Here is a 22,027-nt window from a genome sequence, read left to right on the forward strand (position 1 = left end):
ATCCTAATACTACTAAAACGCTGTAACCTATACCGAGCAAGATTTTAATGGATGACATTAATTTGTCTCGACGACATATAATTAGTCACTGTACATTTTTGTACAATGACAAATAATTAGTTAATGTACAATAATTTTTGCATACTTAAAAACAGTAAAGTTCGGTTAAGAGAAAATATTGAATACTTTGGTGATAAAGGATATCAAGGAATTCAGAAAGTTCATGCTAAAAGTAGGACATTTTTACTCAGGTTGATTAAGCGGACACGATTTCAACTAAAAACCAATACGGTTTAGTTAGCCATAAAAACCTTAAGTTCTGTAGCGACTGTCTTAAAAGTCAAGCGATCGTTAACAAAAAACCGGTACTCTTAACATTGACGCAACTGTGGAACGCTGCGCTAGATTCTGCGGTGGCTGGTACGGGCAAAAAGACTTGTGGCTCTTGGTTAAGATGGTAGCAGCCCGCACCAGCCACTCCGCTTCGCCGCAGAATCTTCCCCCAGTTGCTGGATTTCCCATGGAGATAAAAAAGAGCATAAAAAGTTGACCCAAATGCCACAATGGGATCATCGGGGGGACTATTCCAAAGTATAAAAACGTTGAGTTGTGATTAAGCGTTGGCAATGGGTTGTAAGTTTTCAGTTACACGCCAAGGCAAATTATCTCGAACCATTGCATTTAGAATAACTAACATTTTATGAACGCAAGCAGTGAGAGCTAATTTTTTCGATTTACCACGTTCGATAAGGCGCTCATAAAAGGCCTTGATAACCGGATTATGAACCATAGCAACAACAGCACCCATATAAAGAGTGGCACGAACATGAGCGCGACCGCCATTAATCATGCGCTTACCTTTGTGTTGACCACTATCATGATTAATTGGTGCAACACCAACTAAGCGAGAAATTTGTTTGGCAGTGAGTTGACCCAGTTCTGGTAAATCCGAAACCAGAGTTGTCGAAATTACTTGACCAATACCAGGAGTACTTTTAAGTAAATTAACTTTATCAATCCATTGAAGATTGTTTTGCGTCAATTCGGCAATTTTTTGATTGAGTTGTTTGAGGTGTTCTTCCAGGTATTCAATATGAGCCTCAATATCTGCCAAGGCTTGGCCACGAGTGAGTGAGCGGCGATTCTTTTCGGCTGTCTGCATCTCCACTAATTGTCGTCTGCGACTAATTAATTCCGATAATTGACGCGCCGTTTCGGATTGAATGGCTAAAACTTGGGGTTTCATCGCTTCGCCAAAATGTGCCAATATTTGTGCATCAATAGCATCAGTTTTGGCCAGCTTACCCGTAGCTTTAGCAAAATCTCGTCCTTGACGGGGATTAATTAATGCTACTGGTAAAAGTGCAGCTTGCAATTGGATTACTAGTTCAGTTTCTAATCCTCCGGTTGCTTCTAGTACAATCAGATTTAAACTATAGGACAAGAGTAGCTTCACTAGATTTGATATTTCTGATTCTGTATTTGCCACAATCATAGCTTTACCCAGAGGACGGATATAAACATCTAATGTGGCTTTACTCACATCAATACCTACCCATTGAGCAATATTTTCCATATTTCACTCTCACGGATTGTGTTTGTTATAGTTGATTCTCATCCCCTTGATTACACTCATCCTTGCACGATACGGACTGTATCATCTAAATATCAGTATTGAAATTTTTGCCCCTGGCGACTGTTCGAGTTCTGTCAAAGAGATTGTTGTAGTGACCCATGCTACAAAGCGGTCTTTCTTGACCAAGGTTGGGACGGTCTACTACTATTTCTAAGATACAAGGTTGGGTTGAGGAACGAAACCCAACATTTTCATAGCTTTGTTTGGCTGCGCTTTGCTTCACCCAACCGACAATTTTTCTGAACTGAACCGTATTGAACTAAAAACTAGTTATTCTGCAATTCTGTTTGCAGCAGATTGTACTTGAAGCACAACTTTTTTAGATAAAGGAATATATCCGAGTTCCAAACTGGATTTTTGCCCTTCAATCAAAGCCCAATCAATAAATTTCCTCAGCGCTTCACCTTTGGCTAGGTTTGGATATTGCTGATAAGTTAAAAGCCAGCTATAAGTAACGATGGGATAAGACTGTGAACCTGTAGGATCGTTGATAAAAGCAATTAAGTTATCGGTAGGTAACTTCACTAACTCCAAGGTTTGAGCTACAGATTCTGGTGTGGGCGTAATATAATTACCAAATTTATTTTCCAAAGCAGCCACAGGAAGTTTATTTTGTTTGGCGTAGATGTATTCTACATAGCCAATAGCTCCTGGGATCTGTTGAACTAAGGCAGTAACACCTTCGTTACCCTTTCCACCAATTCCTACTGGCCATGCTACAGCTTTACCTGCTGCAACTTTGCTTTTCCATTCTGGACTTATAGCACTTAGATGTTGCGTCAACACACTTGTAGTTCCACTACCATCAGTGCGGTATACAACCTGAATCGGTAGATTGGGCAAATTTACGCCTGGATTAGCTACAGCTATTCTCGGATGATTCCAATTCGTAATTTTTCCGAGAAAGATATCTACATAAACTTGGCGTGATAGCTTTAAACCATTTGGCGGATTGACTGGAGGTGACTGGGGGGCGGACGCGAGGTTGTAAGCTAGCACTATGGAACCAGCAGTCATGGGTAAAGCAATCACTCCCCTTTTTATCTTAGTTGCTTGTTCATTTGTAATTCCCACATCACTAGCTGCAAAGTCTACAGTACCTTCAATCAGCTGTTGCACTCCAGCGCTGCTTCCTATAGCTTGATAGTTAATTTCCACATTGGGATTTTGCTGGTTGTAATCTGAAAGCCAGCGTTCGTACAAAGGCGCAGGAAAACTTGCCCCAGCACCAACAAGAGAAACACGATTGATTTTTTTATTATCGGCAGTACAAGAAACAATACTCAACAATATAGCGATTACGGGTAGTAGGCAAACCCGTCGTTTAAATTGAAGTTGAGCAGATATACAAAACTTTAGTTCCAATGCTTAATAATTTTCCAATCTGTAGCTGTGTGGGCGTAATTAATTGTAAAACGAGGAAAATAAATTTGAAATACAAAGGTACGCAAAGTTTTCAGTTATGCTATGCGTACCTTTACATTTAAACTTCAATAGCCGTCTCTTTCTCCTCAATTTTTGGCTCTGAACTAAGCCGATCTAAAATTTCTAAAACCTCTTGTTCAAAAGCAACTTGGGCGCGATTAGTTTTGCCACCAACATATAAGAGATCGCCTTTTTGCAATGCCCATATTTGTGAATGAGAAAAGTAACTCATCACCACACCCAACATTAATAAACCAAACCCTGAGTAAACAATTGGTATGCCTGGATCGGCTTTAATTTGTAAGCCAGTGCTACCAATAACATCCAGAATTTTCAGCTTCACGCCATTGACTTGAGTGGACATACCAGCACGGACTGTATCAACTAATTTACCATTGGGATCATAAATTAATACCATCCCTTGCAAGTCTTTGGCTAGTAAAGAAACACCCTCGCTTAAATCCGGTTTAGTAGGAACCCAGGTTCCCCAAATGCGCCCTTGTCCTTTGGTGTTCAATAGCGCCATTGGTAGTTGAAAAATTGGGCTATTGTTAAATTGGACGCGAACACCTGCAATTCCCCAATCAGTTTGGTAGAAGGTTATGCCCCGATAGCGCAGAGGCTCGTTGACAAAAATCTTCTTGTGGTCAACTTCCTCTCCCTGCTTATTTAAGACAGACATATCGGAATAAAATTGATCGATGCCGCCAGATGGAGTGTAATCAATCCAAAAACGATTGACGCGCACAGACCAATCTTTCGAGACTTGGGCGGCTAATGGGCCAGCATCGACAATATTTGTGACTTGAAATGTATCGCCACTAGCAACCATTTCCTGTGCCATAAACCCAGTCATCGCCCCCCAAATTCCCCCTAGCAAAATAGCGACGATGCCAATATGAACGATAATTGGGCCGATGCGTCCGACTATTCCTTTGCGGGCATAGAGGATATTTTCTTTTTCTCGATCTGGAAAAATTTTATAGCGGCGTTTCTGTAATAGTTGGCTGAGAGAATTTAGAGAACCATTATCTAGTTCTGCACTTAAAGCTAATTTTTGAAATTGCCGTGGTTCTTCGTAATATTTCCAGCGTTGGGCAGCTTTTAAAGCTGGTAACTGACGGGTAAAAGAACAAGCAGTTAAGCTAGTACCAAATAAGATGAGTAATGCTAGAAACCACCAGGTACGATATACATGGTCTAACCCAACTACCTGAATTACCTTCCAAGTTAAGAAACCAAATAAAGCTGGATGTTCTGGGTAGTTAGCCTGATAAAATGCGGGTGACTGACCTTGCTCAATTACAGTACCAGTGGAGCTAAAGATTGCAATCAATAGCAGTAGTGCGATCGCTAGTCGTAAGTTAGTCAGTACGGGCAAAAGCTCTTGCCGTAAGAACTGCCCAGGTATTGCCCACCATTTTAATTCTTTGGACGCTGAATCTTCTAAAGTCATTACGTGTAAAATCTAACAAAGGTATTGATATTAAAAATTGCCGAGGGGAATCCGAGAAATTAAGGAAAATACACCGAATCCTACCAACAGCGCCCCGCTAACTGGGTTAATCCAACCAGACCAGCGACGCAATTCTAGTAATTTTTTAATTGAAGCTGTAAAAGTACCCGCCAAAATCAATGGTGCTACATAACCGGCTGTGTAAGAAAGTAGCAAAACAGCGCCTAAAATTAAGTCTTGTGTATTGGCAATCCAACCCAGTAAACTGGCTAAAACAGGCGTGCTACAAGGGGATGCGACTAAGCCGAAAGTCAGACCCAGTAAATAAGAACGCAATCCTATAGGTAAATCTTGCGAAATCCAATTCGTTTCGCCCAAGGATGGAAATTGCAGAGGTAGTGCTTCTAGTAAGTTCAGCCCCATGAGAATGGCAATAATACTGACGATAATCGGCAAACCAATTCCCACTTGTCCATAGACTTTTCCTACCAAAGCTGCTATTATACCCATCCCTGCTAACGTAGTTGCTAATCCTAAAGCAAACCAAGTTGATTGGGCAGCTGCTTGCAAGCGGTTTTTGGCTTCATAACCACCGATGTAACCAATGGTAATTGGCAGCATAGAAAGCATACAGGGTGTAAGACTCGTGAGCAAGCCGGCTACAAAGATGATACCAACACTGACCACGCTAAGGTGTGCCAGTTGGTTAGAAACGAGGCTGTTGGCAAATTGTTCTAGTTGGTAAATTTGGGTTTGCAGGTTATCAAGCATGGGGAGTTTCTGAGCGGGAAATGCTTACTCTGCTTGAATTGTAGCTTATTTTTGTCTGTAGAGTCAGCAGAAGTGATTATCCAAAGCTGATATCATCTAAATTTCATCTGGCCAAAGAAATGTATCTAAAATACAATTAAGCTCGAATTATCTCGGAAGAAGCACGGCTGGAGCATTTAGCATGATGATTGCATTACCCGGATTTAAAATTGTCACTTTGTTAAAAGCAGGGGTAAAAGCAGTTATATACCGTGGAATCAAGGTTAAAGACCAGTGTCCGGTAATTATCAAAGGGCTACGTTCAGAACAGTGTACACCCAATAATATTGAACAACTCAAACATGAGTATGCGATCGCTCAAAAGTTAAATATCGCCGCCGCAGTCCAGGTTTACGCCTTAGAGATGCACCAGGGAATCCCTTATTTGATTATGGAGGATTTTGAGGCGCGATCGCTTGACCAGTTGCTAGACCAATTTCAAGAACCTGTTTCGTTCTTAAAGATTGCTATTGAAATCACCAGCAAACTCGCACAAATTCACACTCATCACATTGTCCACAAAGATATTAAGCCACAAAATATCTTAGTTAACCTGGAAACCAATCAGGTTAAAATTGCCGATTTTGGAATTGCTACTTTCATTCCATATCAGCAGCAAATAGTTAGTAGTTCCAGTCGTATTGAAGGCAGTTTACCTTATCTTTCACCTGAACAAACCGGGCGGATGAATCGAGGGATTGACCATCGTAGCGATTTGTATTCACTGGGAGTCACCTTTTATGAGATGCTCACAGGTCAGCTACCATTTCAAGGCAAAGACCCATTAGAGTGGGTGCATTGTCATATTGCCCAATCTCCGCCATCTCCGAAAAAGCTCAACTCTGATATTCCCCAAATGCTCTGTGACATCATCATCCAATTGTTGTCAAAGGTTGCAGAACAGAGATATCAAAGCGCTTTAGGTTTGCAATTTGATCTGGAACGGTGCTTAAAGCAATTGGAGACAACCGGAGAAATTCAATCCTTTGTTTTGGGTGAGCAAGATATCTCAGAGCGCTTTCAAATTCCCCAAAAATTGTATGGGCGAGAACAAGAAATTGCCAAGCTTCTGCAAGCATTTGAGCGAGTTGTTACCCAAGGGAAACCAGAAGTTGTGTGCGTCTCTGGCTATGCTGGGGTTGGTAAATCTTCTCTAGTGAAGGAGATTCACAAGCCCATTGTGAGAGAACGCGGGGTTTTTATCTGTGGTAAGTTTGACCAGTACAAACGAGATATACCTTATTCCACTATTGTTCAAGCTTTTCAAACACTCGCTCGACAAATTTTAACGCAGCCTGAAGATCAACTTGCCAATTGGAAAAAGCGAATACAAGCAGCATTAGGAAATAATGGTAAATTAATCGCAGATGTAATTCCAGAAGTTGAATTAATCGTTGGAGAACAGCCACCTATACCAGAGTTGGGGCCTGCCGAATCTCAAAACCGATTCAATTTAGTGTTTCAGAATTTTATCAGTGTCTTTGCTCAAAAAGAGCATCCACTCACTGTTTTTTTAGATGATATGCAGTGGGCAGACAGCGCTACTTTGAATTTAATTCAAAGCGTCATGACTGAATCTAATATCCAGTATCTCTGCTTCATTTTAGCCTATCGAAATAATGAAGTAGATGTTGTGTATCCCTTTAGTTTGATGATAGGGAAGGTTTGCCAGTATGGAGCAAGAATAACTGAAATTCTTCTTACTCCCTTGAATCTTGTTTATATAAATCAGTTGATTGCTGATACATTGCATAGTTCAGCAGAACGAGTAGAATCTCTGGCTCAATTGATTATCCAAAAAACTGATGGGAATCCTTTTTTTGTCAATGAATTTTTGAAAACATTACATCAAGAAAATCTGCTAATTTTTAACCTCTCTCAATCCTCCCTTTCTAAGGAGGAAAGTAGAGGGGAATGGCAATGGGATCTAGCTCAGATTGAAGCCCAAGGGATTACAGATAATATTGTCAGTTTGATGATTGGGCGGATGCAAAAACTGCCAACCGCAACTCAAGAGATGCTTAAGTTAGCCTCCTGTATTGGTAATCGTTTCGATTTAAAAATTTTAGCGGTCGTTGGTGAACAATCTATTGAAGAAACAGCAAACGCACTTGTTGAAGCAATTTTAAGAGGATTAATTATCCCCATAGAGTCAGATGAAACTGCCCATAAAAACTATCGTTTCTATCACGATCGAGTTCAGCAAGCTGCATACTCATTAATTGCTGATGAATCGAAGTCGGCAGTTCACCTGAGAATTGGGCGACTTTTGCTGAAGAATGCTAGTTATGAAAAAGTTAACGAGCAAATCTTTGATTTAGTCAATCAACTCAATTTCGCAGTTGATCTGATTATTGAACAGGCAGAAAAAGATGAATTGATTCGGTTGAATTTAATTGCTGCTAAGAAGGCAAAAGCTTCTACAGCCTACACTCCTGCTAAAAAGCTTTTTAGCATTGCCATGAATCTTTTAGCTGAAAATGCCTGGATTGAACAATATGAACAAACATTTACCCTATTCAGAGAACTAGCTGAGTGTGAATTCTTAACGGGAAATTTAGGACAAGCGCAAGAATTATTTGAAATCCTATTCAGTAAAGCAGCATCCTATATGGATAAATCTAATATTTATATGCTGCAAATCAGACTCTATCAAGTTGCAGGGAGGTATGAAGAAGCGCTGATATTGGGATTAGAAGCTTTAAAACTTTTTGGGGTGACATTCCCTGATACAAATGAGGAAGTGCAAGCTGCGATCGCAATTGAAAAAAACCAAGTACTAACCAATCTAGGTAATAGACAAGTATCTGATTTAATTAATTCTATAGTAATCCAAGATCCAAATATTAAAACAGTCATTAGTCTGTTGACGACTTTGGGACCACCTACTTATCTTGGTAGACCCGATCTCTTTCCCTTAGTCGTACTTAAGGCAGTTAACTACTCACTCAAGTTTGGCAATACGGAAGATTCCTGTTTTGCTTACAGCATGTATGCCATGTTATTGGTTTCCATCTTCCATGATATTCCTACAGGGTACGCATTTTCTGAGATGACAATTCAATTAAATGAAAAGTTACATGATTTGAAACTCAGAGGAGTTGTTCTACACATTCATGGAAGCCATATTAACGTTTGGTGTAACCACATTGCTACCGATATTCCCTTTTTAGAACGGGGATTTATTGGTTGTGTGGAAGCTGGTGATGTAACGATGGCGAACTATAATGGTTATCAAGGCTCGTGGCAAATTATCCAGTTAGGTTTTCCACTTGCAGAAACATACAAATCGCTAGAAAAATATACTGCATTCGCCCGTCAGTCTAAACATGAGACTGTCTACCAGACAATCAAACTACAGCAAATGCTACTGATGAATCTGCGCGGACTGACTCACCACAATCTGACTCTCAGTAATGATGAATTTAATGAGTCATCCGCTTTATCTATCATTACAGATGCCGATTTTGTTAGTGGAACTATTTTTTATCATATTATTAAATTAATTATATTTTTTACTTATGGAAAATATACAGAGGCATTTAATTCTGCCTTAGAATTGTCTAATTTTCCAGTAAAGACACTAGCATCACTAATTGAAACAGATTACATTTTATATTACTCACTGACTCTAACGGCTCTTTATCCTACAGTATCCGGTCAAGAGCAAGAACAGTTTTTACAATCCCTAGAATCCCATCAAAAGCAATTGCAATACTGGGCTAACCACTGCCCTGAAAACTTCTTACACAAGTCTCAATTAGTAGCGGCTGAAATAGCTCGAATTCAAGGTCGAAACTTGGAAGCAATGCGCTTGTACGATCAATCAATTGCTTCAGCCCGTGAACAGGGATTTGTACAATATGAAGCTTTGGCTCATGAGCTAGGCGCTAAGTTTTACTTTGAGCGAAAGTTTGAACTAATTGCCAAAACTTACTTACAAGAATCTAAAAATGCTTATATACGCTGGGAGGCATCTGCTAAAGTTAAGCACCTCGAAGAATCCTATCCTCAGCTATTGCCACGACAACAGCTTGTCTCTAATGGAACGTTTTTCAGCACAGGTGAGCATTTGGACTTTTTATCAATAGTTAAAGCCTCTCAAACTATATCTAGTGAAATTGTTCTTTCGCGGTTGTTGAAGACATTAATGCAGATTGTCATCGAGCAAGCAGGAGCAGAAATCGGTTATTTATTGCTTGAACACGAGCAAAATTTGGTAATTGAAGTAGAAGCTAAAGTTAATCCCCAAGCTGAAAAGCTCAATGTTTCTCGACCCGTATTTCAAGGCGAAATTTCACAATTAATTCCGCAATCAATGCTGAATTATGTTCAACGAACTCAAGAAACAGTGATTTTGCAAAATGCCACTGAGCAAAATCTGTTTTCGGGAGATGAGTATGTAATCCAAAAACAACCTAAATCCGTACTTTGTTTACCGATCGCACGTCAGTTTAAATTACTTGGTATTTTGTATCTAGAAAACAATCTCATCCCCAGCGCTTTTACACAGGAAAAACTTTCCGTACTAGATATTTTAACAGTTCAAATAGCTATTTCTCTAGAAAATGCTCGTCTTTATCAAGGTTTAGAGAATAGCCAAGAACAGCTTAACCTCGCTTTGAAATCTGGCAAAATTGGCGTTTGGAGTTGGGATATTGCCAATAATCTATTTGACTGGGATGAACAGGTTTACCAACTATTTGGGTTAACACCTGAAACTTTTGTTGCAACCTCTGAAACAATTTTAGCCCGTCTGCATCCAGATGATAGGTCATTGCTGGCTCAATCGTTGAGCCGAACCATTAGCGAAGGCGTAGAGCATGATTTAGAATATCGAATGATTCGAGATGATAGTAGTATCCGCTATCTAGCCTGCCGGGGAAAAGCCTTTTTCAACAAAGCAGGTAAAGCCACACACATGAGTGGTGTTGTGCTTGATATCACAGATCGCAAACAAGCTGAAGCCGAACGTATCCAGCTAATTCAAGAGCAAACCGCCCGACAGGAAGCAGAAGCCGATCGCCAACGAGCAGCATTTTTGGCTCAAGTCAGTGCCACCCTTGCTTCTTCTCTCAATTACGAAAGCACGCTAGCAAGCGTGGCAAACTTAGTTGTGCCTTACTTCGCCGATTGGTGCAGCGTCGATCTGCTACAAGACAACCAATCAATTAATCGGGTAGCAGTTGCCCACCGAGATCCAGAGAAAGTTAAACTCGGTTGGGAACTTCATCAGCGTTATCCGAGAAAGTTGGATGAACCAGTAGGTGTGCCTAAAGTACTGCGTACAGGAATTCCTGAAATGGTAACTGAAATCTCAGATGCACTCTTAGCAAAAGGCATTCCAGATGCAGAACATCTAAGGATTATACGTGAAATTGGTTTAAAGTCCTGTATGATGTTGCCCTTGATGGCACGTGAAAGAATTTTTGGTGCAATTTCCTTTTTTACTGCGGAATCAGAACGTCGTTACAGCACGGTTGATTTGTCACTAGCTGAAGATATTGCCCATCGAGCAGCGATCGCCATTGATAATGCCCGCCTTTACCAAGAAGCGCAGCAAGCCCAAAAAACGGCAGAGATAGCCCTAGAGCGCATTGCCCGTCTCCAATCGATCACGGCTGCCCTTTCAGAATCGCTGACACCAGCCCAAGTATCTGAAGTCATTGTAGAACAGAGTATGGCTGCTTTGGGAGCCAATTCTGCCCTCGTCGCCTTACTGAATGAAAACAAGACTGAACTAGAAATTGTGCAGACAGTTGGCTATAACCAAGATTTAGTGGACGCTTGGCGGCATTTTCCTATTGATTCACCTTCCCCTTTAGCCGAAGCTGTGCGGACTGGACAACCTGCTTGGGCTGAATCAAGACAAAATAGAATAGCTCGTTACCCTCATCTAGCTGAAGCTTACGCCCAATATGACATTGATGCCTGGATTTCTATTCCATTGATGGTAGAGGGTTCGGCAGTTGGAGGTATAACTTTAGGATTTGCCCAACTTCAAGAATTTAGCGAAGAAGATCGAGCGTTTATGTTGGCTGTTGCTCAACAATGCGCCCAAGCGATCGCTCGCGCCCACCTTTACGAAGCTGAACTAACGGCGCGGAATGCTGCTGAATCAGCAAACCGCATCAAAGATGAATTTTTAGCCGTGCTATCCCATGAACTGAGAACCCCGCTTAACCCGATTCTCGGTTGGACAAAGCTGATGCGGAGTCGTAAACTTGACCAAGCAACAAGCGATCGCGCCCTCGAAACCATTGAGCGCAATGCCAAATTACAAACCCAATTAATTGAAGATTTGCTTGATGTCTCCCGCATCCTTCAGGGTAAACTTAACCTCAACTTCGGCCCCATTAATTTGGTATCAGTCATTGAAGCTGCGATCGAGACAGTGCGTTTATCAGCACAGGCTAAGTCCATCGAGATTCAGACAATTTTTGAATTTGGTGTCGGCTCAGTTTTAGGTGATGCCAATCGATTGCAACAAGTCATTTGGAATATCCTTTCCAATGCCATTAAGTTTACTCCTAGTGAGGGACAGGTAAAAATTAAATTAGAGCAGGTTGGCTCACAGGTACAAATCTGCGTAACTGACACAGGTAAAGGGATTGCACCTGAGTTTTTACCTTATGTCTTTGATTATTTCCGTCAAGCAGATGGAGCCACAACCCGACAATTCGGTGGTTTAGGTTTAGGATTAGCGATCGTCCGCCATCTTGTAGAACTCCACGGGGGAACTGTGCAAGCAGAAAGCCTGGGTGAAGAACAAGGAGCAACTTTCACTGTTAGACTTCCATGTTTACAGAATGAAAGTAAAGGAATTAAAGATAAAATAAATACCTTCTCACTGCTGCCAGAACAGTCCTTACCCTTATTTGGCTTAGAGATTCTAGTAGTGGATGATGACGCAGATATGAGAGAGTTTTTGCCATTTATGCTGGAGGAGTATGGTGCATCTGTTACCGTTGTAGCCTCAGCCATTGCAGCTTTAACTGCACTGAGTCAATCCCAGCCAGATTTGATTATTAGCGATATTGGGATGCCAGAAATGGATGGTTATATGTTGATGCGACAGATTAGGAGTCTAAAACCAGAGCAAGGTGGGACAATTCCCGCGATCGCTTTAACTGCCTATGCTGGAGAGATGGATTATCAGCAAGCGATCGCTGTCGGATTTCAACAGCATATTTCCAAACCTGTAGATCCAGAAGAATTGGTAAAGGCGATCGGATTGTTAATTAAAAGTTTGTAGTCCGCGGCTCTAGTACAGTACGGCGTAAATAAACCACCTATTCTAAATCAATGAAACTCTTACGCTGTATTCATTTTGACTTTTGACTTCCGCCTTGCGGTACTAGCCCAACTTTGTTTGCATAGCATCTCGGAGAGAGGTCTGGATCTGCTCACTAAAAGATACGGATAGCATTGTTTTATCGGTTAAATCAGAGGGGTCTGACCCTCTATTTATCATCTGTATCCGTCAGTGGGAAAGGGTTTTGGTCAAATATGGCTGTTAGTAATCAATTTCCGCCCTTATTCACAGGATGACGCTAGCTAAACAAGCGATTAAACTATGGATAATATCAAGGCATTGTTGTTTTTAGCACAACTTACATAAATTTCATCTCATTCTTAAATCTAAAATCTCATCCTGCTATATAAAATACCAGTTATGTCAGTGTATCAAGGAAGTTATGGGGAAACCACCGATTTGATTATTGGTGTTCACAACCAAGAAAACCTCGAATTACAAACAAATTCTGCTCCTGTAGGCGCTCTTGCCACAAGGAAAGGAAATTTTTCTACGTTTCTTGCTCCCCTGACTCAAGATACTTTTAAGCAAGTCGTTCAGGATGTCGAGCAAAAATTACAGATTGTTCATCAAACCCTATCAATGCTGGATTCTCAGGGGTTTGAAACTCTTTTGCAAGAAATGTTGCATTCGATTACCTTAAAAACCGGGGAATTACTGGGGGCAGACCGGACAACAATATTTTTATTGGATGAAGAAAAACAAGAACTCTGGTCGATTTTAGCTGAGGGGGAAGGCGATCGCTCTTTAGAAATTCGTATCCCCGCCGATAAAGGGATTGCTGGTGAAGTCGCTACTTTCAAGCAAGTTATCAATATTCCTTTTGATTTTTATAACGATCCCCGATCGCATTTTGCCCAAGAACAAGAAAAAAGAACTGGCTACCGCACCTACACCATGCTGGCTTTGCCACTGTTAAACGAACATGGACAGTTAGTTGCGGTAGTACAATTACTGAATAAATTAAAATCTGGCAATAATCACGCCGCTCCCCTTGCAGAGCGCGTTGATACCAAAGGTTTTCTCTCTTGTGACGAACAATTATTTCAAGAATTTGCCCCTTCAATTCGCCTAATTTTAGAGTCGTCGCGCTCTTTTTATGTCGCCACCCAAAAACAAAGAGCAGTGGCGGCGCTAATGAAGGCCATCAAGTCCCTCTCTCAAAGCAGCCTCGACTTAGAAGACACCCTAAAGCGGGTGATGGATGAAGCCAAGGAACTGATGAATGCCGATCGCAGTACACTATGGTTAATAGACCACGATCGCCATGAATTGTGGACGAAAATCACTCAAGATGATGGTTCAACTAAAGAGTTGCGAGTCCCCGTAGGCAAAGGCTTTGCTGGTATAGTAGCGGCTTCTGGCAAGAAACTGAATATTGCCTTTGATTTGTACTACGATCCTGATTCTGATACAGCCAAACAACTCGATCAGCAAAATGGCTATCGCACTTGTAGCTTACTTTGTATGCCAGTATTTAACGCCGATCAACAACTGATTGGCGTTACCCAACTCGTAAATAAAAAGAAAACTGGTGATTTTCCCGCTTATAATCCAGCTGATTGGCCCAAAGCTCCCGACTGCTTCCAAGCTAGCTTTGACCGCAACGATGAAGAATTCATGGAAGCTTTTAATATTCAAGCCGGAGTTGCGCTGCAAAATGCCCAGTTGTTTGCCACAGTTAAGCAACAAGAACAAATGCAACGGGATATTCTGCGTAGTCTTTCCAATGGAGTGGTTTCCACTGATAAAACTGGCTTAATTATCGCCGCTAATGAAAGCGCCCAACGTTTGCTAGGACTGGGAATAGATGACCGTTTAGAAGGTAAATTAGTTACTGATGCGATCGGCATCAAAGAAGGCGATTTTAGCAAGTGGTATCAAGATGCTTTACATGCAGTTGACTTAAAAGGCCGCCAGCAATATTACCCCGATCGCACACTTGTAACTACTGGTACAGAAAGTCACAGTATTAATTTATCCATTAACACAATTGCCGATGCTAGTGACCACGAGCAAGTCCGTGGGGCGCTAGTGGTGATGGAAGACATCAGTGATGAAAAGCGGCTCAAGAGTACAATGTACCGTTACATGACCCAGGAATTAGCCGAAGAACTGCTGAAATTAGATGATGCTAAACTAGGAGGCGATCGCAAAGAAGTTTCGATTTTATTTTCTGATATTCGCGGCTACACCACTTTGACAGAAAACTTGGAAGCAGAAGAAGTGGTAAGTATGCTCAATGAATATTTTGAATCAATGGTGGAGGCAGTCTTTAAACATAAAGGCACGCTTGACAAATACATCGGCGATGCGATTATGGCTGTGTTTGGTTCTCCTCTTGCATTAGAAGAACACGCTTGGATGGCAGTGCAAACATCCTTAGAAATGCGCGTTCGCCTGCACGAATTTAATCAACGCCGCTATGTAGATGATAAGCCCAGAATTAAAATCGGCATTGGCATCAACTCAGATACTGTGATTAGTGGGAATATTGGCTCTAGTAAACGGATGGAATTTACCGCCATTGGTGATGGTGTTAATCTTGGCTCTCGATTAGAAAGCGTCAGCAAACAATATGGTTGCGACATTATTATTAGCCATAACACTTTTAAACCCTGCCAAGATAATATTTGGGCAAGGGAACTAGATTACATTCGTGTCAAAGGCAGAAATGAGCCAGTAGCCATCTATGAATTACTCGGTTTGCGTTCCAACCCAATTGAAAGCGAAAAATTGCAAGTCATTGAGCATTATCACAAAGGACGCGAGTATTATCTCAAACGTGATTTTAACCGTGCTAGGGCTGAATTTGCCCTAGTTTTAGCAGCAGACAACCAAGATAAAGCTGCTATGTTGCATCTTTTACGTTGTCAGCATTGGTTACAATCACCTCCAACAGAGTCAGATTGGGATGAAGGTGTCTGGACATTTCAAGAGAAATAAGTGACTTTGCTAAATCGAAGCAGTAATTATCATCTTTCTTGAGTTTCCAGTCTCTGGCTGAAAACTCAAGAAAAATTGAGTATTTATTAAAAAGCAAAATCTATTTAAATTATTTTTTAAAATATCTTAATATTTCTCAATTAAGTTTAAAAAATCTTGGGGTTGGATTAAGAATCAATTAAGATAAGTCGCTTTGTAAAGGTTAGTTGATATTCCTTGTCAAACTGCTGGTGAAGTTAGAAACTAAGAAATACAACACACGCAATTATTTTATGACTGCTATTTCTAGCCTTGAATTCAAACGACCAATTTGGCAAACCACTATTATATTGACTTTGGGCTTTTGGCTCAGTGCTAGTTTAGTTTTAGACTGGGTAATTATGCCTAGCCTTTATCTTTCTGGCATGATGAGCCAAGCTGGTTTTACAACAGCAGGCTATACGATTTTTTGGAACTTCAATCGGATGGAATTATTGTCTGCTGCTGTAGTACTGACAGGGGCATTAGCTTTGGGTAAAACCCAATATCACTGGCGTATTGGCAGTATTATTTTATCTGGACTGCTGCTAACTATAGCTGTGCTTGACACTTATTTCTTAACTCCGCAAATGTGCGCCGTAGGAGTTCAGCTAAACCTATTTGAAGCAGCTGCTGCTATTCCATCGACAATGAATTTACTACACGGTAGTTATTGGGTACTGGAAGTAGTTAAGTTGGTGGCTGGTGGCACACTTTTAAGCTGGTGCTGGCGGGAGCAAGTTTAAGTAGATGGAGAATTATAACGGTGAGAATATCTACTTATAAATCTCACACCAAAGACGCAAAGAAATTCTTTGCGTCTTTTTGCTACATATACTTTATGGGTTAATGAATGCAATATTTACGACGAGCTACGCCTACGCAGGCAATTTTGTATTTATATTTGTGACTTTTAAAGCTTGAGATTCTTCGGTTAAATTGCTATTATAAAATGATTCAGTTATCTATTAAGTGTAATTAAATAAGCAGGCAAAATTATCTTTTACTGTACATTTTTACCCTTCCCGGATATTAGAGCAAAAAAATACTGAAAGATAATATTAATTAGTTTTCATGGTTACTTTACTGATTTATCATGAAGTTTAGATATTTCTTCTAACTTTTTTTGAAAATTATAGTAATCTAAATTTTAGTGAGTACATTACTTCTTATCTACCATCTAGCTGAACATAGCTATTTTGCAGGTATGTACTACCAATCAAGAATTTCGTTGTAAGTTCTTGAATTTGTCACTTCAAATTGTGCCAGGTGAATATTTCGCCCCAAACAACATTAGAACCCATTTCCAGTACTTATGAAGAGATTCCCTTCTGCTGGTTTGGTCGCCTGTGCATCTCACCACACACCATTATGGCGGCAATTGTCAGCTAACTCATCCTTGGTCGGAGGTTTCCCATTCTTGTTGTGCAATTGATAGTTTTGCCCAATCCCAACACTAAGAGTTGCTCTACAAGCTCAAGACCTAAGTAAGAAATTGGGTTTTTTGAATGCTTAGTTTCCAATAGTACTCTTTCTCTTTATGAAGTTTCCCTCAAGAATAGACTTCTAGCAAAAGTACCCGACAACTTTAGTCATGGTGACAAAACATTGCTCTCCAGTGCTAAATTAATCCATAAAAGCCTTGATAAAGGAGCTTTTTCGTTTACAGCACTGGAGATTTTGATTGCCTCAGACTTAAGTATGATGGGCAAAAAAAACTTTTCTAAGAGAACTAAAGTATCTGCAATTTTAGGCTACTAGATACGGAGAATAATGATACTTTTGTGACTGATGGGCGAGAGCCAATAGTCTATTTGTTGCACTTGAGTTACTGTTAGATTGGCTAGATTAGCAAAAGATACAGAAAACCAATCTAGTTTTTGAAATACTATATCCTGGCAACCAGTCGGGCCATTTTGCTATTGGGCAATAATATGGATTGGTTTAGTTGTAATTCGTGCTTTCTAGCTTAACAGAGATTGGTTAATTAAGAGTTGGGGGGTGTGGAATCTCTGTACTAACTCAAATGTGACCGCTATATTTATCTGATTGTGCTTCCAACAAAGTCGCAGTGAATTCCGAAAAGGTAATTCACTAATTTCGCCTGCAATGTTAATTTTATTCCAGAGCTATCCCAATGATGACACTTCCGATTAATAGATACAGATTTTTTCAAAAGCTCCAGCCTTTATCTTTGTTGAAAAAAATCACTGGTAAGTCTGTTACTGGTTGTTTACAGGTGTTTAGCAGATCGGGCTCTTGGTCAATATATGTAGATGAGGGTAAACTAATTTATGCCTGCTACTCAGAGAAAATGTTTGAGCCACTTTACAGAAATTTGCAACGCTTGAGTCAGCAAATTTCTACTCTCCCCCGTGAAATTCACGAACAGTTACGGGCGATATTTGAAACTGGGATTGAAAATCAGGCAATACCGAACCCAGATTATTTGGCTATTTGCTGGTTAGTTAATCAGAAATATATCAGTCCCTTTCAAGCGGCGATGCTGATAGAGCAGTTGGCGCTAGAAGTTCTGGAGTCATTTCTGAACTTAGAAGAGGGGAGTTATGAATTTATTCCTGAAAGCTTTCTAGATGACATGCCAAAGTTTTGTCATCTGAATCTCCGCTTACTGGTTGAACGATGTCAAACGCCCCAAAACGTTGGCGTAGCATCTCGTAGAGAAGCAGCCGATCGTCAGACTTCACCGACTTCTCAATCACAACGTTCAGAATTGTTCAAAATCAATGAGCTAAAATCTAAGAGCAAAAGTACACCAAACTCTTTTAGAACGAACGGCTATAGACCACCAATCTACTCTCTTAATAGTAGTGAACATAGGGGTCAGCGAATTACCGAACCTCCTGTTGACAAAAAAATTTACACAATCTTTTGTATTGATGATAGTCCTACGGTATTGAATACTATTCAAAGTTATTTAGATGAGCAAACATTTTGTGTTGTGGGAGTCACCGATTCTTTAAAAGCTTTAATGCAGATTGTTCGCACAAAACCCGACATCATTTTGTTGGATATTTCGATGCCAAATTTAGATGGATATGAACTCTGCTCTTTGCTGCGTAAACATTCACATTTTAAAAATACACCTGTAATTATCGTGTCAGAAAAAGTAGGATTTATAGATAGAGCCAAAGCTAAGATGGTCAAAGCATCAGGCTATTTAACTAAGCCTTTTACACAAGGAGATTTACTAAAAGTAATCTTTAAACATATTATTTAATTTTCTCATATAATAAATAACTGCACTTAATCAATTTTTTTAGATTCAAGGTTAAGTATTATTTGGATGGCTAGTGTTCAAGTTGTAAAAGATTGTCTGATTTAATTGAAATTAATAATCATTTCAACTATAAAAATTACCATTCTATTAAGATAATGAGTACTAAACAAGCTATATAAATTAATTTTCATGAGTGGGAAATCACTCAATACGAATATTTTCTGTTAGAGTTGACGATTTTAGTAAGTCTGAGTAATTAGTATAGAACTCATATTTAATTTTTGAAAAAACTCCGTACAACTCAAAAAGCCTTCTTTCCTATTGCCTATTGCCTCTTGCCTCTTGCCTTCCCACGCAGTAAGTTAAAAATCAAAGCTCCTATATCTCCCTCAGTATTTCTAAAAGCGATCGCTCCAAAACTTCGCTGATAACTTTATTACCTTGCAAATTGAGGTGAATGTGATCGTGATACAAACCTTGCGGGTTGTTCGTTGAATTGAATATCGGTAAAAAGTCTACATAGTTAATTTGCTGGGCTTTAGTAAAATCGCTCAAACGTTGCCGGGCTTTAATTTCGTAATCACGGGGGCCTGGTTCGGCAATTTCTCGCAGTAAGGGAGTCATAACTAGTAAAAATTGGCTGTTGCTTTGGCAAGTCAAGGCTTGTATTTTGCCGATCGCTTCCAAGTTAATCCCCACGCGATCGCCTGCTTCATTTTGCACCGCTTTCATTTCAGGAATTGGCTTCTGCTTAACGATATAACGTTGCCACACTTCCGCTAACGCTAGGGGAGGTTTACTATCAGGATAGTTGCGATCGCGTCCTACCGGTAAAGAAGTGGGAGGAGTAGCAAACAAATCATCGGTATTAATTAATAACACTACTGCTTGCGCGTTGAAATTGCTAAACTTCTCTAAATAGGCTAACTCGTTCCTTGGCCCCCAAGAGTTAGCTGAAGCATTCAGTACTTCTACTTCCTGATAATTACGATGAGTGGATGATGCTAAAGAACGCATCATGATCGCCGATATTGTATTAGTCTGATCTGTCCACCAGCCACCATTAGCAATAGAATCCCCTAACAGTAAAACTCGCAGCGTAGAAGGTGCAGGTGTTTTATTTATCGCACTACCTCGCATAGAATACTCATTAATTTCAATGCGATTACCAAAACGACGGGTACGCTGGTTAGGAGCCAATAAATAGCCAATCTGCTCATCACCAATGTAAATTAGCGGATTACCAAAGCCAAAGAGCGATCGCAGTCCGATCTCGACTATCATAAATAATCCCAGAACTACCGCCAAAATTACGATCAGCGCCACTTTCACCTACCCACACCCTTTAATACCGTGTTGCTTCTCAACGATACTAACTGACACATTCGGCATTGGAAAGAGGTACAGGGGCAAGGTGTAGAAGGAAAAACTTTCTTTGTTCCCCTGATTTCATCCACTCTTCTAGCACCTGAATTAAGGTGATTAATATGTATTGGAATCTATTTCTAAGCTTTAAAAACAGCAATTACATGGCTATTAACTGTTTACCTAATATGTCTACTTTTGTGTAAGAGTATAGCAGTGTTTTCTAGTGATATAATTTTATATTACCAGTATTACTATGACTACAATTTTTATCATTTTATCAATTAATTAATTTCGCAAATTTTTTTTCGGGGGTAAGGTAGGATGATCAAAATAGCCACACGTAAATATTTAGGCAAACAAAATGTCTATGACATTGGAGTTGAGCGCGACCATAATTTTGCACTCAAAAATGGCTTCATAGCTTCTAATTGTTTCAATAAATCCCATTCGACCGCCTATGGTTATGTAACTTATCAGACAGCATATTTAAAAGCTAATTACCCATTGGAATATATGGCAGCCCTGTTAACTGCTAACAGTGGCGATACCGATAAGGTACAGAGATATATTACTAACTGTACAAACATGGGTATTTCCATAGATCCGCCAGATATTAATCGTTCTGGTGTTGATTTTACACCGACATTGGGAAAGATTTTGTTTGGATTTTCGGCGGTGCGTAACGTGGGACAGAATGCGATCGCCTGTATTTTAGAGGCGAGAAATGAGACAGGAGAGTTTAAATCTCTCGCTGATTTTTGCGATCGTGTGGATTTACGTGCTGTTAACCGTCGGACTCTAGAATCGCTGATTTACTGTGGAGCCTTTGACAAAATTGAATCCAACCGCCAACAGTTAATTAATGACTCAGAATTAGTGTATGATTGGGCACAATCTCGCGCCAAAGACAGAGCTAGTGGACAAGGGAATCTCTTTGACTTATTAGGCGATGGATTTTCTTCTACTCAGAATAAAAGAGTAAATAATGCCTTTGAAACTGCTCCTAAATCTAAACCTGTGACAGATTTACCCCCACAGAAAAAGTTGCAGATGGAGAAAGAATTATTAGGTTTTTATGTATCAGACCATCCACTGAAATCCTTACGGCAAATAGCACCACTTTTAACTCCAATTAACCTTTCGCAATTAGGAGAGCAAAGGGAAGACACAAGGCTTTGTGCAGTTGTGATGTTAAATAACGTCAAAAAAGTGGTGACAAAGAAAGGCGATCAGATGGCCATTTTGCAAATAGAAGACCTAACCACACAATCAGAAGCTGTAGTTTTTCCTAAAACTTATGAACGCATTAGTTCCTTACTTCAAGTTGATACAAGATTGATTATTTGGGGGAAAGTAGACCGACGCGACGAGCAAACTCAATTTATTGTTGAAGATGCAGAGCCAGTGGAAACAGTACAAATGGTAATGGTAGAGTTAAATCCCCAGCAAGCAGGTGATATGGAAAAACTACATCTCTTGAAAACAATTTTGCAAGAGCATTCAGTAGACAAAGAAAAGGCAAAAATGCCAGTTATTGGAATTATCCAAACTGAAAAGTCTCGGAAACTTGTTCGCTTGGGTTGGCAGTTTTCTGTACAAGATTCAAGAATAACCGTTCAAGCTTTGCAAAATGCTAGTTTTCCTGCTCATATCAAATCGCTCACTGGTAGCTAATACCAGAAGTGAAAAATCCATTAATACTGAAAAGCATCTGAAAAATTAGTTTTATTGAACTGTCAACAGTAAATTGCCTTAAGTATTCAGGATTTAAACCGTTTTTTTAGTTACTTATGCGGATGATAATTTCCTTTA

The 22,027-nt window shown here is 40.0% G+C and carries 12 protein-coding genes; 6 read left to right on the top strand and 6 right to left on the bottom strand.

Translation table 11 applies throughout. The annotated features are described in order from the left end of the window. Positions 1 to 613: 613 nt before the first annotated feature. The 5 genes from NPUN_RS42570 to NPUN_RS28725 form a co-directional block, all read right to left on the bottom strand. Positions 614 to 1,576, bottom strand: coding sequence for an IS110 family RNA-guided transposase (locus NPUN_RS42570; RefSeq protein WP_012411920.1), 963 nt, complete (start codon positions 1,574 to 1,576; stop codon positions 614 to 616). Positions 1,577 to 1,661: 85 nt separating this feature from the next. Continuing rightward, positions 1,662 to 1,859 carry a hypothetical protein gene (locus NPUN_RS42575; protein WP_193372248.1) on the bottom strand — a complete coding sequence of 66 codons (198 nt, stop codon included), beginning with the start codon at positions 1,857 to 1,859 and terminating at the stop codon, positions 1,662 to 1,664. A 47-nt stretch (positions 1,860 to 1,906) separates the two neighbouring features. Further along, complete coding sequence (gene pstS / locus NPUN_RS28715; protein WP_012411921.1) at positions 1,907 to 3,001, bottom strand: phosphate ABC transporter substrate-binding protein PstS; 1,095 nt, start codon at positions 2,999 to 3,001, stop codon at positions 1,907 to 1,909. Positions 3,002 to 3,119: 118 nt separating this feature from the next. Continuing rightward, positions 3,120 to 4,517 carry a cytochrome c biogenesis protein gene (locus tag NPUN_RS28720; protein WP_012411922.1) on the bottom strand — a complete coding sequence of 466 codons (1,398 nt, stop codon included), beginning with the start codon at positions 4,515 to 4,517 and terminating at the stop codon, positions 3,120 to 3,122. Positions 4,518 to 4,547: 30 nt separating this feature from the next. Continuing rightward, the gene (locus NPUN_RS28725; protein WP_012411923.1) at positions 4,548 to 5,288 is read right to left on the bottom strand and encodes a cytochrome c biogenesis protein CcdA; all 741 of its coding nucleotides are present in this window, start codon (positions 5,286 to 5,288) and stop codon (positions 4,548 to 4,550) included. 181 nt (positions 5,289 to 5,469) lie between these two features. Here NPUN_RS28725 and NPUN_RS28730 point away from each other — a divergent pair, with 181 nt between their 5' ends. The 5 genes from NPUN_RS28730 to NPUN_RS28745 all read left to right on the top strand — a co-directional run bounded on the left by NPUN_RS28730 (position 5,470) and on the right by NPUN_RS28745 (position 18,847). Beyond that, positions 5,470 to 12,582, top strand: coding sequence for an AAA family ATPase (locus NPUN_RS28730; protein ID WP_012411924.1), 7,113 nt, complete (start codon positions 5,470 to 5,472; stop codon positions 12,580 to 12,582). Positions 12,583 to 13,002: 420 nt separating this feature from the next. Continuing rightward, positions 13,003 to 15,588, top strand: coding sequence for an adenylate/guanylate cyclase domain-containing protein (locus NPUN_RS28735; RefSeq protein ID WP_012411925.1), 2,586 nt, complete (start codon positions 13,003 to 13,005; stop codon positions 15,586 to 15,588). A gap of 272 nt (positions 15,589 to 15,860) precedes the next feature. Continuing rightward, entirely contained in the window at positions 15,861 to 16,352 is a 492-nt protein-coding gene (locus NPUN_RS28740) for a hypothetical protein (protein WP_012411926.1), read from the top strand. A gap of 523 nt (positions 16,353 to 16,875) precedes the next feature. Continuing rightward, positions 16,876 to 16,998 carry a hypothetical protein gene (locus NPUN_RS44285; protein ID WP_272913940.1) on the top strand — a complete coding sequence of 41 codons (123 nt, stop codon included), beginning with the start codon at positions 16,876 to 16,878 and terminating at the stop codon, positions 16,996 to 16,998. A gap of 745 nt (positions 16,999 to 17,743) precedes the next feature. Next, positions 17,744 to 18,847 (top strand): response regulator, encoded by a 1,104-nt coding sequence (locus NPUN_RS28745; protein WP_012411927.1) that lies wholly within the window; start codon positions 17,744 to 17,746, stop codon positions 18,845 to 18,847. Between the two features lie 378 nt (positions 18,848 to 19,225). Here the strand turns inward: NPUN_RS28745 and NPUN_RS28750 are convergent, their stop codons facing one another. After that, on the bottom strand, positions 19,226 to 20,179 hold the full coding sequence (locus tag NPUN_RS28750; RefSeq protein ID WP_041565692.1) for an SGNH/GDSL hydrolase family protein: 954 nt from the start codon (positions 20,177 to 20,179) through the stop codon (positions 19,226 to 19,228). 357 nt (positions 20,180 to 20,536) lie between these two features. Here NPUN_RS28750 and NPUN_RS28755 point away from each other — a divergent pair, with 357 nt between their 5' ends. Next, positions 20,537 to 21,889: a trans-splicing intein-formed DNA polymerase III subunit alpha C-terminal partner DnaE-C gene (locus tag NPUN_RS28755; protein ID WP_012411929.1), complete on the top strand. Its 1,353-nt coding sequence runs from the start codon at positions 20,537 to 20,539 to the stop codon at positions 21,887 to 21,889. Positions 21,890 to 22,027: the final 138 nt, after the last annotated feature.

Origin of the sequence: Nostoc punctiforme PCC 73102 (assembly GCF_000020025.1) — a bacterium.
GTDB classification, from domain to species: domain Bacteria; phylum Cyanobacteriota; class Cyanobacteriia; order Cyanobacteriales; family Nostocaceae; genus Nostoc; species Nostoc punctiforme.

Excerpts from the sequence above, each read along its gene's own strand:
- NPUN_RS42570 (WP_012411920.1), bottom strand. The coding sequence starts at position 1,576 with ATGGAAAATATTGCTCAATGGGTAGGTATTGATGTGAGTAAAGCCACA.
- NPUN_RS28720 (WP_012411922.1), bottom strand. The coding sequence starts at position 4,517 with ATGACTTTAGAAGATTCAGCGTCCAAAGAATTAAAATGGTGGGCAATA.
- NPUN_RS28725 (WP_012411923.1), bottom strand. The coding sequence starts at position 5,288 with ATGCTTGATAACCTGCAAACCCAAATTTACCAACTAGAACAATTTGCC.
- NPUN_RS28730 (WP_012411924.1), top strand. The coding sequence starts at position 5,470 with ATGATGATTGCATTACCCGGATTTAAAATTGTCACTTTGTTAAAAGCA.
- NPUN_RS28735 (WP_012411925.1), top strand. The coding sequence starts at position 13,003 with ATGTCAGTGTATCAAGGAAGTTATGGGGAAACCACCGATTTGATTATT.
- NPUN_RS28740 (WP_012411926.1), top strand. The coding sequence starts at position 15,861 with ATGACTGCTATTTCTAGCCTTGAATTCAAACGACCAATTTGGCAAACC.
- NPUN_RS28745 (WP_012411927.1), top strand. The coding sequence starts at position 17,744 with ATGATGACACTTCCGATTAATAGATACAGATTTTTTCAAAAGCTCCAG.
- NPUN_RS28755 (WP_012411929.1), top strand. The coding sequence starts at position 20,537 with ATGATCAAAATAGCCACACGTAAATATTTAGGCAAACAAAATGTCTAT.